Source organism: Bradyrhizobium sp. SZCCT0231 (assembly GCF_018130245.1).
GTDB classification, from domain to species: Bacteria; Pseudomonadota; Alphaproteobacteria; order Rhizobiales; family Xanthobacteraceae; genus Bradyrhizobium; species Bradyrhizobium japonicum_F.
In genome coordinates, this window is the sequence record NZ_JAFCKP010000002.1 from 434,925 (window position 1) to 448,231 (window position 13,307).

At 65.3% G+C, this 13,307-nt stretch carries 15 protein-coding genes; 11 read left to right on the forward strand and 4 right to left on the reverse strand.

Translation table 11 applies throughout. The features are described 5' to 3' along the window. Positions 1 to 20: 20 nt before the first annotated feature. Together adhP and JQ566_RS09450 are read left to right on the forward strand one after the other, a co-directional pair. Positions 21 to 1,046, forward strand: a complete 1,026-nt coding sequence (gene adhP, locus JQ566_RS09445; RefSeq protein ID WP_212371962.1) for an alcohol dehydrogenase AdhP — start codon at positions 21 to 23, stop codon at positions 1,044 to 1,046. Positions 1,047 to 1,065: 19 nt separating this feature from the next. Next, on the forward strand, positions 1,066 to 2,346 hold the full coding sequence (locus JQ566_RS09450; protein ID WP_212371963.1) for a family 4 glycosyl hydrolase: 1,281 nt from the start codon (positions 1,066 to 1,068) through the stop codon (positions 2,344 to 2,346). A 29-nt stretch (positions 2,347 to 2,375) separates the two neighbouring features. On the opposite strand, the gene JQ566_RS09455 is transcribed toward JQ566_RS09450, so the two are convergent. From JQ566_RS09455 to JQ566_RS09465, 3 genes are read right to left on the reverse strand one after another with little or no spacing between them, the layout of a single operon-like run. Further along, positions 2,376 to 2,789 (reverse strand): GFA family protein, encoded by a 414-nt coding sequence (locus tag JQ566_RS09455; protein ID WP_212371964.1) that lies wholly within the window; start codon positions 2,787 to 2,789, stop codon positions 2,376 to 2,378. Positions 2,790 to 2,804: 15 nt separating this feature from the next. Next, positions 2,805 to 3,266 carry an SRPBCC family protein gene (locus JQ566_RS09460; protein ID WP_212371965.1) on the reverse strand — a complete coding sequence of 154 codons (462 nt, stop codon included), beginning with the start codon at positions 3,264 to 3,266 and terminating at the stop codon, positions 2,805 to 2,807. Next, positions 3,263 to 3,598, reverse strand: coding sequence for an ArsR/SmtB family transcription factor (locus JQ566_RS09465; RefSeq protein WP_212371966.1), 336 nt, complete (start codon positions 3,596 to 3,598; stop codon positions 3,263 to 3,265). Before JQ566_RS09465 ends, JQ566_RS09460 begins: the two co-directional genes overlap by 4 nt. Before the next feature lie 109 nt (positions 3,599 to 3,707). Here JQ566_RS09465 and JQ566_RS09470 point away from each other — a divergent pair, with 109 nt between their 5' ends. The 9 genes from JQ566_RS09470 (at position 3,708) to JQ566_RS09510 (ending at position 12,698) form a co-directional block, all read left to right on the forward strand. Beyond that, positions 3,708 to 4,403, forward strand: coding sequence for a TetR/AcrR family transcriptional regulator (locus tag JQ566_RS09470; RefSeq protein WP_212371967.1), 696 nt, complete (start codon positions 3,708 to 3,710; stop codon positions 4,401 to 4,403). Further along, entirely contained in the window at positions 4,400 to 5,188 is a 789-nt protein-coding gene (locus JQ566_RS09475) for an HlyD family secretion protein (protein WP_212371968.1), read from the forward strand. The genes JQ566_RS09470 and JQ566_RS09475 overlap by 4 nt, the downstream gene beginning before the upstream one ends. Then, complete coding sequence (locus JQ566_RS09480) at positions 5,185 to 6,117, forward strand: ABC transporter ATP-binding protein (protein WP_212371969.1); 933 nt, start codon at positions 5,185 to 5,187, stop codon at positions 6,115 to 6,117. Before JQ566_RS09475 ends, JQ566_RS09480 begins: the two co-directional genes overlap by 4 nt. Further along, on the forward strand, positions 6,114 to 7,277 hold the full coding sequence (locus JQ566_RS09485) for an ABC transporter permease (protein ID WP_212371970.1): 1,164 nt from the start codon (positions 6,114 to 6,116) through the stop codon (positions 7,275 to 7,277). Before JQ566_RS09480 ends, JQ566_RS09485 begins: the two co-directional genes overlap by 4 nt. 30 nt (positions 7,278 to 7,307) lie before the next feature. Then, on the forward strand, positions 7,308 to 8,615 hold the full coding sequence (locus JQ566_RS09490) for an adenylate/guanylate cyclase domain-containing protein (protein ID WP_212371971.1): 1,308 nt from the start codon (positions 7,308 to 7,310) through the stop codon (positions 8,613 to 8,615). Between the two features lie 86 nt (positions 8,616 to 8,701). Next, a complete protein-coding gene (locus JQ566_RS09495) occupies positions 8,702 to 9,433 on the forward strand; it encodes a GntR family transcriptional regulator (RefSeq protein WP_212371972.1) in 732 nt (243 codons plus the stop codon). 70 nt (positions 9,434 to 9,503) lie between these two features. After that, positions 9,504 to 10,745 carry an MFS transporter gene (locus JQ566_RS09500; protein ID WP_212371973.1) on the forward strand — a complete coding sequence of 414 codons (1,242 nt, stop codon included), beginning with the start codon at positions 9,504 to 9,506 and terminating at the stop codon, positions 10,743 to 10,745. Between the two features lie 23 nt (positions 10,746 to 10,768). Then, positions 10,769 to 11,662, forward strand: coding sequence for an amidohydrolase family protein (locus JQ566_RS09505; RefSeq protein ID WP_212371974.1), 894 nt, complete (start codon positions 10,769 to 10,771; stop codon positions 11,660 to 11,662). Positions 11,663 to 11,783: 121 nt separating this feature from the next. Continuing rightward, on the forward strand, positions 11,784 to 12,698 hold the full coding sequence (locus tag JQ566_RS09510; RefSeq protein ID WP_212371975.1) for a PhzF family phenazine biosynthesis protein: 915 nt from the start codon (positions 11,784 to 11,786) through the stop codon (positions 12,696 to 12,698). 147 nt (positions 12,699 to 12,845) lie between these two features. Here JQ566_RS09510 and JQ566_RS09515 read toward each other — a convergent pair whose 3' ends face one another. Next, positions 12,846 to 13,307: a DUF488 domain-containing protein gene (locus JQ566_RS09515; RefSeq protein ID WP_212371976.1), complete on the reverse strand. Its 462-nt coding sequence runs from the start codon at positions 13,305 to 13,307 to the stop codon at positions 12,846 to 12,848.

Sequence of the window (13,307 nt, forward strand, 5' to 3'; positions counted from 1 at the left end):
CAATGCGAAGGAGCAGAGATATGCCGACCATGAAAGCCGCAATCGTCAGACAATTCGGCAAGCCGCTGGTGATCGAGGACGTGCCGGTGCCGCAGCCCGGTCCGGGCGAGGTCCTGGTCAAGGTCAAGGCCTGCGGCGTCTGCCATACCGATCTGCACGCGGCATCCGGCGACTGGCCGGTGAAACCGGTGCCGCCTTTCATCCCCGGCCATGAAGCCGCCGGCATCGTCGCCGCGCTCGGGTCCGGCGTGAAGAATCTTAGGGTTGGCGATGCGGTCGGCGTTGCCTGGCTGCATGACGCCTGCATGGCTTGCGAATATTGCGAGACCGGCTGGGAGACGCTGTGCGAGCACCAGCACAACACCGGCTACAGCGTGAACGGCGGCTTCGCCGAATATGTCATCGCCTCGGCTGCCTTCGCCGCAAAGCTTCCGGCCACGGTCGATTTCGCTGCCGTCGCACCGATCCTGTGCGCCGGCGTCACCACCTACAAGGGCTTGAAGGAGACCGAGGCCAAGCCCGGCGAATGGGTGGTGATCTCGGGCGTTGGCGGGCTCGGCCATGTCGCGATCCAGTACGCCAAGGCGATGGGGCTGAAGGTCGCGGCTGTCGATATCGCCGAGGACAAGCTGGAGCTGGCGCGCGAGACCGGCGCCGATCTTGCGGTCAACGCCCTCGCGAGCGGCGCTGTGGACAAGGTGCTGGCGGCAACCGGGGGCGGAGCCCACGGCGTGCTGGTGACGGCGGTCTCGACTGCCGCGTTCGCGCAGGCGTTGAAGATGGTGCGCCGCAAGGGCACCGTCAGCCTCGTCGGCCTGCCGCCGGGTGAATTCCCGACGCCGATCTTCGACGTCGTGCTCAAGCGCATCACCGTGCGCGGCTCCATCGTCGGCACGAGGCGTGACCTCGACGAAGCCGTCGCGTTCGCCGCCGACGGCAAGGTGAAGGCCGAGGTGACCAAGGTGCCGCTCGCGCAAATCAACGACGTCTTTGACCGCATGAAGGCCGGCAAGATCGACGGCCGCATGGTGCTCGACTTCGGCTAGTCTCCGCGGGGAGCAGGGCATGGTCCGGCCAACGAAGATCGTCTTTCTCGGCGCCAGCAGCGCATCCTTTGGGATGAGCATGTTCCGGGACCTGTTCTCGACCCGCGACCTGGCCGGTTCAACGCTGGTCCTGGTCGGACGAAACGTCGACCGGCTCGGCCGGTCGACGCGGCTCGCGAAGCTGCTCAACGAGAAATCCGGCGCCGGTTATGCCATCGAGGCCACGACGGATTGGCGTGCGGCGCTCGACGGCGCCGAGTTCGTCGTGCATTCCACCGCGATCGACCGCAACCGGCTGTGGCGGCTCGACTTCGAGATTCCGCGCAAGTTTGGCATCCATCATACGCTGGGTGAGAACGGTGGGCCCGGCGGTTTGTTCTTCACGCTGCGCACCTTGCCGGTGGTCTTCGACTTCGTGCGCGAGATGGAGCTCCGCTGCCCGCGCGCGACCTTCATCAACTTCTCCAATCCGGAAAGCCGCATCATCCTGGCGCTCGGGCGGCACAGCAGGATTCGCAGCGTCGGCCTCTGCCACGGAATATTCCTTGCCCGCGGCAATGTCGCCCGAATTTTGGGGATGCCGGAAAGCCGAGTGGATGTGTGGGGTGCAGGCCTCAATCACTTCCAATGTCTGACCGAAATCCGGGATCGCGAGACCGGCGAGGACCTCTATCCGCTGTTGCGTGAGAGGGAGAGGGACTTCGATCCCGCCTTCTCACCGCTGACGCGCAAATTGTTGCATGCCTTCGGCCACTGGCTCGGCTGTGGCGACAGTCACGTTGGCGAGTATTTCTCGTTCGGCTGGGAGGCCGGCGAGGGCGGCTACAACTACGACTGGGACGAGAGCGAACGTGCGAAGCTGACGCGGCTGATCGATGACGTGCTTGCCGGTCGTGCCGATGCGCCGGACTGGTGGTCGGTGCCGTCGGGGGAGCGCGCGATCAGCATCATCGCCGCCAGCGTTCATAACCGCAAGCAGCTGATCGAATCCGCCGTCATTCACAATCGACAGGTGATCCCGAACCTGCCGGCCGATGCCGCGGTGGAGGTGCCGGTGGTGGTGGATGCCGCGGGCATCCATCCTGTCTCGCTCGGGCCGCTGCCCGATGGCGTGGCCAAGCTGATGGCGATCCAGGTTCAGGTTCAGCAGATGGCGGTGGAGGCGGCGATGCATGCCTCGAAGGAACTGGCCCTGCAAGCGCTGCTGCTCGACCCCGTCATTCATTCAGAGCAGGCCGCGCGCGGCCTGCTCGAGGAGTTATGGGAGATCAACTGGCCTTACATCCGGCCATGCATTTGAGCGACCGACCACCCTCAGCACGCCGTACCTTACGCCGGCGGCATGCCTTCGAATTTCACCAGGCCGGGGTCAAGACGATCCCAGTCATGACCGCGCGCGGCGAAAGTGACCGCCTGCGGCTCGTAGCGGGCGGGCTCGTCGAGGCTTGCCGCCCGGATCGTGAAGACGCCGGGTTGCGCCGCGAAGGTCATGTAGACAGGCACACCGCATTGTGTACAGAAGCCGCGCGTCTTCACGTTGCCATTGTCGGCGACCATGTCCCAGAGCTTCGCTTCGCCGGTCAGCGTGACGCCGGCGCGCGCGAATGTCGCGTACGAGCCATGCCCGCTGCCACTTTCGCGCTGGCAGTCCCGGCACTGGCAGTGATTGCTGAACAGGGGCTCACCGACGATCGAATAGCGGATCGCGCCGCAGGCGCAGCCGCCGGTATAGGGCTTTTCCATCGCGATATCTCCCATTCACTCTTCGCCGCTGATCTCGTCGAGCTGCCTAACGACCTTTTTCCAGCCGCCGCTCATGACCGTGTAGGCGGACTCGTTCCTGGGCAGGACGAAGCCCGCATGGACCAGGCGGATCCGCGTGCCGGCTTCGACCGGGGTGAGGGACCAGGTCACGACGGTGTCGAGCGGTGCGCCATAGCCGGTGTTGCGCGCGTCGCCGCCCTTCCAGGCGTAGACGAGGCGGCGGTGCGGCACGACCTCCAGAACCCGGCAACGGATCACGCCGTCCCACGCGCCGCCCGGGGTGGTCTGGAATGTGAAGGTGTTGCCTTCAATCGCCTCGAAGCCGGTCGGCTTCATCAGCCAGCGCGCGATCAACGCGGCACTGGTCAGCGCCTTCCAGACCGTCTCCGGTGCATGAGGGAGCACTTCGTCAATGACGATGTCCTTGGTTTCGACTTTCAACGCGGCTGCACTCACGGATCGATCTCCTTCAAGAGGTCACGCAGGTTCTGGAAGCGCTCGCGCCAGAAGACGCCGTAGTGATCCATCCAGGTCACCAGCGGCTCGAGTCCTTGCGGCGCGGCGCGGTAATAGACGTTGCGGCCCTCTGCTCGCTCGGCGACGAGACCAGCCTGCTTGAGGGACTTCAGGTGCTGCGAGATCGCTCCTTGCGTGACGCCGCTGCCGCGCGTCAGCTCGGCGACGCTGATCTCCTTGCTCTCGAACACGCGCTCGAACACGGCGCGGCGGGTTGGGTCGGCGAGGGCGCGCATCACGATGGTGACGGGGTTCGGGGCGGCTTCAATCATGAGGTTAAATTAGCGAAGGCTAATGCATTAGTCAATACTAATTCATCTCTGAAGCAGAGGAATGCCTCACCGGCTTGACGATGACTGACTAGTCAGTCATATATTTCAAATGACCAGGAAGCCGACCAAAACCGCCCTGCCGCCAGCAACTCGCGCCCGCGCGAAGGACCCTGTGCCTGCTCGCAGCGAGGAGGCGCCTGCCTCGAGCCGCGCCACGCGTGCGGCGGAGCGGCGTGCGGCGATCGTGGAGGCGGCGATGGACGAATTCATCGCGCGCGGGTTTGCGGCGACGCGGCTCGACGACATCGCCAAGCGGGCGGGCGTCGCCAAGGGCACGATCTACCTGCACTTCAAGGACAAGGAATCGATGTTCGAGGAGCTGGTGCGCATCGTCATCGTTCCCGTGGTCGCTCGGCTGACCGCGCTGCCGCCGCCGGCGGGCTCGGTGCGCGACCTGATCGAGGCTTTCGCAGGCAACTTCCTGAAGGAGGTGATCGGCACGAGGCGCGGCGATCTGGTGCGCCTGATCGTGGCGGAGGGCCCGCGCTTTCCGTCGGTCGCCGACTTCTACTACCGCGAGGTGGTCTCGCGCGGGATCGCCGCCATGCGCGCGCTGATCGAGCTCGGTATTGCCCGCGGCGAGATCCGCGAAAAGGATCTCGCTCGCTATCCGCAGATCCTGGTCGCGCCCGCGATGATCGCGGTGATCTGGCAGAGCCTGTTTGCGCGGCATGCGCCGCTCGATGCGCAGGAGATGCTGCGCGTTCATCTCGATTTGATTTTTGGCGAACGGAGCACGACATGAGGTCGTCACAAGCAATTTTCAGTCTTGCATTGACGATCGTGCTCGCAGCCGGGCTGGCCGGCTGCAACGACAAGCGCGATCCCGGCTTCCAGGGCTGGGTCGAGGCCGACATGATCTTCGTCAGCCCGGACGAGGCGGGTCGGGTCACCAAGCTCAACGTCCGCGAAGGCGAGGAGGTCAAGGTCGGCGATGCCCTCTATTCCGTCGACGACGATCTCCAGCGCGCCGATCTCAATCAGAACAAGGCGACACTCGCGAACGCGCAGCAGACCTATGACCGCGCCGCTTCGCTGAGCAAGACCGGCTCGGGCACGCAGGCCAATCTCGACTCCGCCGTGTCCGCCTTGCGCGTCGCGGAAGCGCGGGTGGCGACGTCGGAGACGCGGATGGCGCGGCGCAAGGGCTTTGCGCCCGTCGCCGGCACCATCCAGCAGATCTATTTCCGCGAGGGCGAGATGGTCGCGGCGCAGCGGCCGGTGCTCTCGATCATGCCGCCGGGCAACATGAAGCTGCGCTTTTTCGTGCCGGAGACCGAGCTGCCCAAGCTTGCGATCGGGGATACGGTGCGCGTTTCTTGCGACAATTGCGCGGCCGACCTCACCGCGAAGATCTATTTCATCGCGACCTCGGCCGAGTATACCCCGCCCGTCATCTACAGCCTCGATGAGCGCAACAAGCTCGTCTATCTGATCCAGGCGCGGCCCTCGCGGCCTGATGCCCTGCGGGTCGGACAGCCGATCGACGTCTATCTCAACCCGAAGACACCGGTGGCGGACAAGCGATGAGCAGCGGCAACGGCATCGCGATCGACGTCAAGGGCCTGACCAAGTCATTCGGCGGCCGCGAGGTCGTGCACGATCTGTCGATGCAGGTGAAGCGCGGCTCGATCTACGGCTTCCTCGGACCCAACGGCTCGGGCAAGACCACGACCATCCGCATCCTCTGCGGACTGCTCACGCCTGATAGCGGCGAGGGCACCTGTCTCGGCTACGACATCCGCCGCGATGCCGGGAAGATCAAGCGTAAGGTCGGCTACATGACCCAGCGCTTCAGCCTGTACCAGGATCTCTCGGTGCGCGAGAATCTCGAATTCGTCGCGCGGCTCTATGGCCTCACCGACGCGCGCGGTGCCGCACGCGACATGATCAAGCGGCTCGGGCTGTCGGGGCGCGAGGAGCAGCTTGCGGGCGAGCTCTCCGGCGGCTGGAAGCAGCGGCTGGCGCTGGGGGCCTGCACGCTGCCCAATCCGCAACTCTTGCTGCTCGACGAGCCGACCGCCGGCGTCGACCCCAAGGCGCGGCGCGATTTCTGGAACGAGATCCACGCGCTCGCCGCCGAGGGCCTCACGGTGCTGGTCTCGACCCATTACATGGACGAGGCCGAGCGCTGCCACGAGATCGCGTACATCGCCTACGGCTATCTGCTGGCGCACGGCACGGTGGAGGAGGTGATCGCAAAATCCGCGCTGACGACCTACACCGTCACGGGCGAAGACCTGAACGGGCTCGGGGCCGCGCTCACGGGCAAGCCCGGGATCGACATGGTGGCGCCGTTCGGCACCTCACTGCATGTTTCCGGCCGCGACGTCGCTGCGCTCGAAGACAGCATCGCGCCCTGGCGCGAAAAGGGCGGACTGCACTGGCAGAAGTCGCAACCGTCGCTCGAAGACGTGTTCATCGAGCTGATGGGGCGCTCCAAGGACAATTTCCAATGAGCGCAGTCGAGCATCCCGCTCCACGACGCGAAATCCGCGAGCGCTTGGGCTTCCTGCGGCGCTCCTATGCGATGCTGGTCAAGGAGTTCATCCAGCTCAAGCGCGACCGCGTCTCGTTCGCGATGATCGTGATGCTGCCGGTGATGCAACTGATGCTGTTCGGCTATGCCATCAACACCACGCCGCACCATCTGCCGAGTGCCGTGCTGCTCCAGGAGGATTCCGATCTCGCTCGCTCGATCCTGAAGGCGCTGGAGAACACCGCCTATTTCCGCTTCATCCATGAAGTGCACGACGTCGACGATTTCGACAACCTGCTGAAATCCGGCAAGGTGCTGTTCGGCGTCGAGATCCCGCGCGGCTTCGAGCGGGCGGTGCGGCGTGGCGACAGGCCGGCGCTGCTGGTTGCCGCCGATGCCACCGATCCGGTCGCGGCGAGCGCAGCGATCGGCTCGCTCGGCATGGTCGTGCAGACTGCGCTCAAGCATGATCTCTATATCGGCGATCCTCCGGAGATGCCGTTCGAGATCCGCGCGCATGCCCGCTACAATCCGGCCGCGGCCTCCAGCCTCAACATCGTGCCGGGCCTCGTCGGCACCATCCTGACCATGACAATGCTGATCTTCACCGCGTTGTCGGTCACGCGCGAGGTCGAGCGCGGCACCATGGAGAGCCTGCTGTCGATGCCGATCAAGCCGGTCGAGGTGATGTTCGGCAAGATCATCCCCTACGTGCTGGTCGGCTTCGTCCAGGCCTTCCTGATCATCAGCATCGGCGTCGGTCTGTTCGGCGTACCCGTGCTCGGAAACCTCGTCCTGCTGGCGCTGCTCTCGACGCTGTTCATCACCACCAATCTGTCGATCGGCTATACCATCTCGACACTGGTGCAGAACCAGCTCCAGGCCATGCAGATGTCGATGATGTTCTTCCTGCCGAGCATTCTCCTGTCCGGCTTCATGTTCCCGTTTGCAGGGATGCCGGCCTGGGCGCAATATCTCGGCGAATGCCTGCCGCTGACCCACTACCTGCGCATCGTCCGCGCCATCATGCTGAAGGGCGCGACCATGCAGAATTTGCATTTCGACGCGCTGGCGCTGGCGGCCCTGATGCTGCTCGCCATGACCATCGCCGTGACGCGCTTCCGCCGCACGCTGGATTGAGGCACAATGCCCCGGAATCGAGGGGGTGGAATGGCCAAATTTGCAAGCAGGAAGGCTCGGCATCATGCCGTGCTATCGGAGGATTTCGAGCGCGAGCTGACGCGGGAGATGCTGCGCACCGAGCTGTTGCGGGTGCGCGCCCTGATCATGACGGGCTGCATCATGATGCTGCTGCTCACCGCGATCTATTTGATCGATCCCAGTGTGGTGAACCGGGTGTGGCGCGGAACGGAAGGGCTTGTCGAGGTCTACGGCCTCCTCGGCGGCTTCATCCTGTTCGAGGTCTGGATCCACACCCAGATCAGGAAGAACCTTCGGCTCGATCGCGATCTGCCGGTGATCAGGCGCTATATCGGCGCGCTGATCGAGACGTCGCTGCCCACGGTGATCCTGATTCTGCAAACCCGGACCATGGGCCCAAGCCAGGCTCTCGGCTTCGCCGTGCCGCTGATGTACTTCATCTTTCTCATCCTCTCGACCCTGCGGCTCGACTTCTGGCTCTCTGCATTCACCGGTTTAGTGGCCGCAGCCGGGCTGCTGTCCGTCGCGCTGCACTACAACGCAGCTGACGAGACCGGCGACCCCCTGATCTATTTCCACGCTGTGCGTAGCATCGTCATCCTGATCTGCGGCGTGCTGGCGGGCGCCGTCGGCGCCCAGCTGCGCCGCCAGTTCGCCGCGAGCATTGCGGCCGCGACCGCGCGCGACCGGGTCACGAACCTGTTCGGCCAGCACGTCTCTCCGCAGGTGGTGGAACGGCTGATGGCGGCAGGAACCAGCGGGGGCGGTGACGTCCGCCGCGTCGCGGTGATGTTCGTCGATTTCCGCGGCTTCACTGCCGGCGCGCAATCGCGCAGCCCACAGGAAGTGGTCCACCGGCTCGACGGCGCCTTTGCGGTGCTGGTGGACATCCTCGATCGCCACGGCGGCATCGTGAACAAGTTCCTGGGTGATGGCTTTCTCGCCTTGTTCGGCGCGCCGCTGGAGGCCTCCGATGCCGCGCACCGCGCGGTCGCCGCCGGCCGCGAGATGCTGATGGCAATGGATCGCATCAACGCAGAGAGCAGCTGGCCGCTTCGCATCGGCATCGGCATCCATTTCGGCGAGGTCGTCGCCGGCAATATCGGCTCGCCCCGGCGCAAGGAATACACCGTCATCGGCGACACCGTGAACTTCGCCTCGCGACTCGAGGCGCTGAACAAGGAGCTCGGCTCGCAGCTGTTGATCTCCGCATCCGTGCGCGAGGCACTCGGCGCTGACGGCAGCGATGCCGTCGCGCTCGGCGAAGTCGAGGTGCGCGGTTACGAGCAGAAAGTGCCGGTGTTTCAGCTGGGCTAGCTAACGTCTCCGCGCCATGTGTGAGCTCAAGTCGGGTATCATGGTAGCGCTTGACTCCCGCATCATATAGTCATCTATATGACCATATGAATCCAGCGCCGCTCGACGACCGCCTGCCACGCTACCAGCGCTTGCGCGACGACCTCGCGGCGCGGATCAACCGCAATGAATGGCGGCCGGGCGAGTCGATCCCGTCGGAAGCCGAGTTGGCTGCGCATTACGGCGTTGCCATCGGCACGGTGCGCAAGGCGATCGACCAGCTCGTCGGCGACGGCGTGCTCGAGCGGCAGCAGGGCCGCGGCACGTTCGTGCGCCGCGCGCGGTTCAATTCGTCGCTGTTCCGCTTCTTCCGCTTCCAGTCCGAGAGCGGCGAGCGGCGTGTTCCGAAGAGCCGGATCATTCGCCGCAGAAGCGTGCCGGCGACATCCGCCGTCGCGTCCGCGCTGCGCATTCCCGTCGGCGAGCCCGTGATCAGTCTGTCGCGCCTGCGCCTGATCGACGACGTGCCGCTGCTCGCGGAAGAGATCTGGCTGCAGCAATCGCGCTTCGCGAAGATTCTGGAAATCGATACCGCCGAATTCGGCGATCTCCTGTATCCGCTCTACGAGGAGTGCTGCGGCGAGGTCGTGGTCTCGGCCGAGGAAATTCTCACGGTCGAGACCGCCAACGAGATGCAGGCGCGCCTGCTCAGGCTCGAGCCGCACGCGCCGCTGATCGTGATCGAGCGCCTCGCGCTCGACCTCGAGCGCCGGCCGATCGAATGGCGCAGGTCGCGCGGGCCGGCCGACCGCTTCCGCTATCACGCCGAGATTCGGTGAAGCGGCTCTTCAACTCATCAAACAATCTCTTCAACGTCATCAAACAATAACGCGTACAGGGGTAGGAAACATGTCGAATTGGTACAGCGAAAGCTCGCCGCTGGAGCGGCGCACGTTCTGGGCAAGCTTTGGCGGCTGGGCACTGGATGCGCTCGACGTCCAGATGTTCGGCCTTGCGATCCCCGCGCTGATCGCAGCCTTCGGCATCAGCAAGGCCGATGCGGGCCTGCTCGGCTCGATCACGCTGTTCTTCGGCGCCTTCGGCGGCTGGTTCGGCGGTGCGCTCGGCGATCGCTTCGGCCGCGTCAAGGCGCTGCAGATCACGGTGGCCACGTTCGCGCTCGCGACCTTCGCCTGCGCCTTCGCGATGACCTACACCCAGCTCCTGGTATTGAAGGCGATCCAGGGCCTCGGCTTCGGTGCCGAATGGGCCTGCGGCGCGGTGCTGATGGCCGAGATCATCCGGCCCGAGCATCGCGGCAAGGCGCTCGGCTCGGTGCAGAGCGCCTGGGCGGTGGGATGGGGCGCCGCCGTGCTGCTCTCGGCGCTGGTCTTCACCTACGCGCCGGTGGACATTGGCTGGCGGCTGCTATTCGCGCTCGGGCTGTTGCCCGCGCTCCTCATCATCTTCATCCGCCGCGGTCTGAAGGAGCCGCCGCGTGCGGCCGCGGCGGAGAAGACACCATTCTTCGCCACGCTCTCCGGCATCTTCCACCGCGACGTGCTGCGCTCGACGCTGATCGGCGGCCTGTTCGGTATCGGCGCCCATGGCGGCTATGCCGCGCTCACCACCTTCCTGCCCACCTACTTGCGCGAAGTGCGGCACCTGTCGGTGCTGGGCTCGAGCGGCTATCTCGCCGTCATCATCGTCGCCTTCTTTTGTGGCTGCGTGACCAGCGGCATCATCAGCGATCGCATCGGGCGCCGGGCCAATGTCGCGCTCTTCGCCTCCGCCTGCATCGTCACTGTGCTGATCTACATCTTCGCGCCGCTGACCAATGGCGAGATGCTGGTGCTCGGCTTTCCGCTCGGATTCTTCTCCGCCGGCATTCCCGCCAGCATGGCGGCACTGTTCAGCGAACTCTATCCCGCCGGCGTGCGCGGCACCGGCGTCGGTTTCTGCTACAATTTCGGCCGCATCGTCTCCGCCGCGTTCCCCTTCCTTGTCGGCTTCCTCAGCGACCGTATCGGGCTTGGACCTGCGATCGGCATCGATGCGGCCCTTGCCTATTCGCTGGTGCTGATCGCGGTACTGCTGCTGCCGGAGACGCGTGGCAAGGTGTTCGAGCAGGCCTCTGCGACGCGCGCCTGACGCGCAAATGGGGAGCAAGCGTCATGACATTCGTCTCGCGCGGCCTCACGCGCCGCCAGTTTGGTGCGGGCCTCGGATCGCTCGCCGCAATGGCCGCGACCACAGCCAGGAGTGAGGCGGCCTTGCCGACGATCGATACCCATGCCCACGTCTTCCACCGTGGTCTCAAGCTCGCGCCGGGCCGGCGCTATGCGCCCGACTACGAAGCGCCGCTCGCGCTTTATCTGGAGCAGCTCGACCGGAGCGGCATGAGCAATGGTGTGCTGGTGCAGCCGAGCTTTCTCGGCACCGACAATTCCTACCTGGTCGCGTGCCTGAAACAGGCAGGCGGTCGCCTGCGCGGCATCGCCGTGGTCGATCCCGCGGCGACTACGGACGAGTTGCGCGTGCTCGATCGTGCCGGCGTCGTCGGTATTCGGCTCAATCTCGTTGGCCAGCCCCTGCCGGATCTCGCCGCCGGCGAATGGAGGACGCTGCTCGGAAACGTGAAAGCCATGGGCTGGCAGGTAGAGGTCCAGCGCAATGCATCCGACCTCGCGCTGCTTGCGCCGCAGCTGCTTGCTCACGGAGTCACTGTGGTGCTCGATCACTACACGTTGCCGGATTCGAAGCTCGGCGTCGCCGATCCCGGTTTCCGGTCGCTGCTGAAGTTAGGGGCGACGAGAAGCATCTGGATCAAGATCTCGGCGCCATACCGCAACGGTGCGGCCGGCGAGGACTTTGCCAAGCAAGCCTTTCCGCTGCTGCGCGGCGCCTACGGCCTCGATCGCCTGCTGTGGGGCAGCGACTGGCCGCACACCCAATTCGAGGCGACGCAGAGCTACGCGAAGAGCCGGCTGTTTCTCGACACGTTGATCGTCGACAAGAGCGAGCGCGCGCAAGTGCTCGCCTCGCCGTGGCCGCTCTTCCGCTTCTAAAATCCCTTCCGCGATTGCTCCGATTGCTCCGAATTTTGGGGCATGACGAGTGATGTTTTTGGCTTGTAGAGTGCTGCGCGATGCGGCCGGTCGTGGCCGCGACTTGCATGGGGAAGCGAAAATGCAGCGCCGCTACGTCACCGTGGACGTGTTCACCGACCGCGCCTTCGGCGGCAACCAGCTCGCCGTGGTGCTCGATGCCGGCGGGCTGACGACGCAACAGATGCAGGCGATCGCGACCGAGTTCAACTATTCCGAGACGACCTTCGTGCTGCCGCCGCGCGACAGGGCCAATGACGCCGAGGTGCGCATCTTCACGCCGGTGAGGGAGCTTCCCTTTGCCGGCCATCCCAATGTCGGCACGGCCTTCGTGCTGGCGAGCCTTGCGAGGGAGCCGAAGCCGCGCCTGCTGTTCGAGGAGAAGGCCGGCCTGGTCCCGATCGATATCGTGCGCGAGCAGGGCCGGGTGGTCAGCACCGAGCTCACCGCGCCGCAGCCGCTGTCGCGGCTTGCACAGTGTCCTGCCGAAGAGGTCGCGGCCTGCATCTCGCTGACGGCGGATGACATCAGGACCGACCATCATGCACCGCAAGTGGTGGGGGTCGGAACGCCGTTCGTGGTTGCGGAGGTGCGATCGCGCGAGGCCGTGCGGCGGGCCAAGCCTGATGCCGCGGCTTTCGGCCGGATGCTGCCGCGCGACGGCGCTTTCTCGGTCTACTTCTACACGCGCGATGTGCCGGCAGCGGAGGCGCCCTGCGAGCGCCAGGCGCGGATGTTCTTTCCCGGCGCCAGCGGCCTGATCGAGGATCCCGCCACCGGCAGCGCCACGGTTGCCGCCGCCGCACTGTTCGCCGATCTCGATCCCACCCGCGATGGCGAGTTGAAGCTCACGGTGGGCCAGGGTTTTGACATGGGCCGGCCGAGCCTGCTGCTGACGCGCGTGCGCAAGCAGGACGGCAAGATCGTCTCCGCTCATGTCGGCGGCAGCTGCGTGCAGATGATGGAGGGAACGTTTAGGTTGGCAGGGGAGGGGTGAGTCTCTCCACCCGTCATTCCGGGGCGCGACGAAGTCGCGAGCTACGGTGCGCAATTGCGCACCTGAGAATCCATTTATCCACCACCCCTGCCGCTCGATGGATTCCGGGCTCGCGCCAAGAGGCGCGCCCCGGAATGACGAGGAGGGCTACACCTGCCGCCCCGCCAGATTCGTCACCGTCACCCCATCGCGCTCCTCGATGATCTCCGCGATCATCTGGCGGTGGCAGTGGGTGTGGTCGCGCTCGTAGCAGAGCAGGCACACCGGGCCGGCCTTCTTCACCAGCGCCGAGAGCTCGTCCATCTCTTCTTTCGCCTGCGGCGTCTTCAGGTGCTTTGAATAGACCTTCTCCAGCACGTCGTATTGGCCGCTGCGCGCGGCGAGGCGGCCTTCCTTCGGCGTGCCGAGCGCGGCGAGATGGACATAGGCGATGCCGCGTTCGTCGAGGCCCGCTGACAACTGCTTCTTGGAAAAGCCCGGCCGGCGCGACGACGTCACCGCGCGCACGTCGACCACGAGCTTGACGCCGGCTTCTTCCAGCTCGTCGAGCACCGCCTTGGGCGGCGTCTGCTCATAACCGATGGTGAACAGCTGCTTCGCCTTTGCCAT

Coding starts and splice junctions, on each gene's coding strand:
- JQ566_RS09480 (WP_212371969.1), top strand. CDS start 5,185: ATGAGCAGCGGCAACGGCATCGCGATCGACGTCAAGGGCCTGACCAAG.
- JQ566_RS09510 (WP_212371975.1), top strand. CDS start 11,784: ATGCAGCGCCGCTACGTCACCGTGGACGTGTTCACCGACCGCGCCTTC.
- JQ566_RS09465 (WP_212371966.1), bottom strand. CDS start 3,598: ATGATTGAAGCCGCCCCGAACCCCGTCACCATCGTGATGCGCGCCCTC.
- JQ566_RS09515 (WP_212371976.1), bottom strand. CDS start 13,307: ATGGCAAAGGCGAAGCAGCTGTTCACCATCGGTTATGAGCAGACGCCG.
- JQ566_RS09450 (WP_212371963.1), top strand. CDS start 1,066: ATGGTCCGGCCAACGAAGATCGTCTTTCTCGGCGCCAGCAGCGCATCC.
- JQ566_RS09470 (WP_212371967.1), top strand. CDS start 3,708: ATGACCAGGAAGCCGACCAAAACCGCCCTGCCGCCAGCAACTCGCGCC.
- adhP (WP_212371962.1), top strand. CDS start 21: ATGCCGACCATGAAAGCCGCAATCGTCAGACAATTCGGCAAGCCGCTG.
- JQ566_RS09505 (WP_212371974.1), top strand. CDS start 10,769: ATGACATTCGTCTCGCGCGGCCTCACGCGCCGCCAGTTTGGTGCGGGC.
- JQ566_RS09495 (WP_212371972.1), top strand. CDS start 8,702: ATGAATCCAGCGCCGCTCGACGACCGCCTGCCACGCTACCAGCGCTTG.
- JQ566_RS09485 (WP_212371970.1), top strand. CDS start 6,114: ATGAGCGCAGTCGAGCATCCCGCTCCACGACGCGAAATCCGCGAGCGC.
- JQ566_RS09475 (WP_212371968.1), top strand. CDS start 4,400: ATGAGGTCGTCACAAGCAATTTTCAGTCTTGCATTGACGATCGTGCTC.
- JQ566_RS09490 (WP_212371971.1), top strand. CDS start 7,308: ATGGCCAAATTTGCAAGCAGGAAGGCTCGGCATCATGCCGTGCTATCG.
- JQ566_RS09455 (WP_212371964.1), bottom strand. CDS start 2,789: ATGGAAAAGCCCTATACCGGCGGCTGCGCCTGCGGCGCGATCCGCTAT.
- JQ566_RS09500 (WP_212371973.1), top strand. CDS start 9,504: ATGTCGAATTGGTACAGCGAAAGCTCGCCGCTGGAGCGGCGCACGTTC.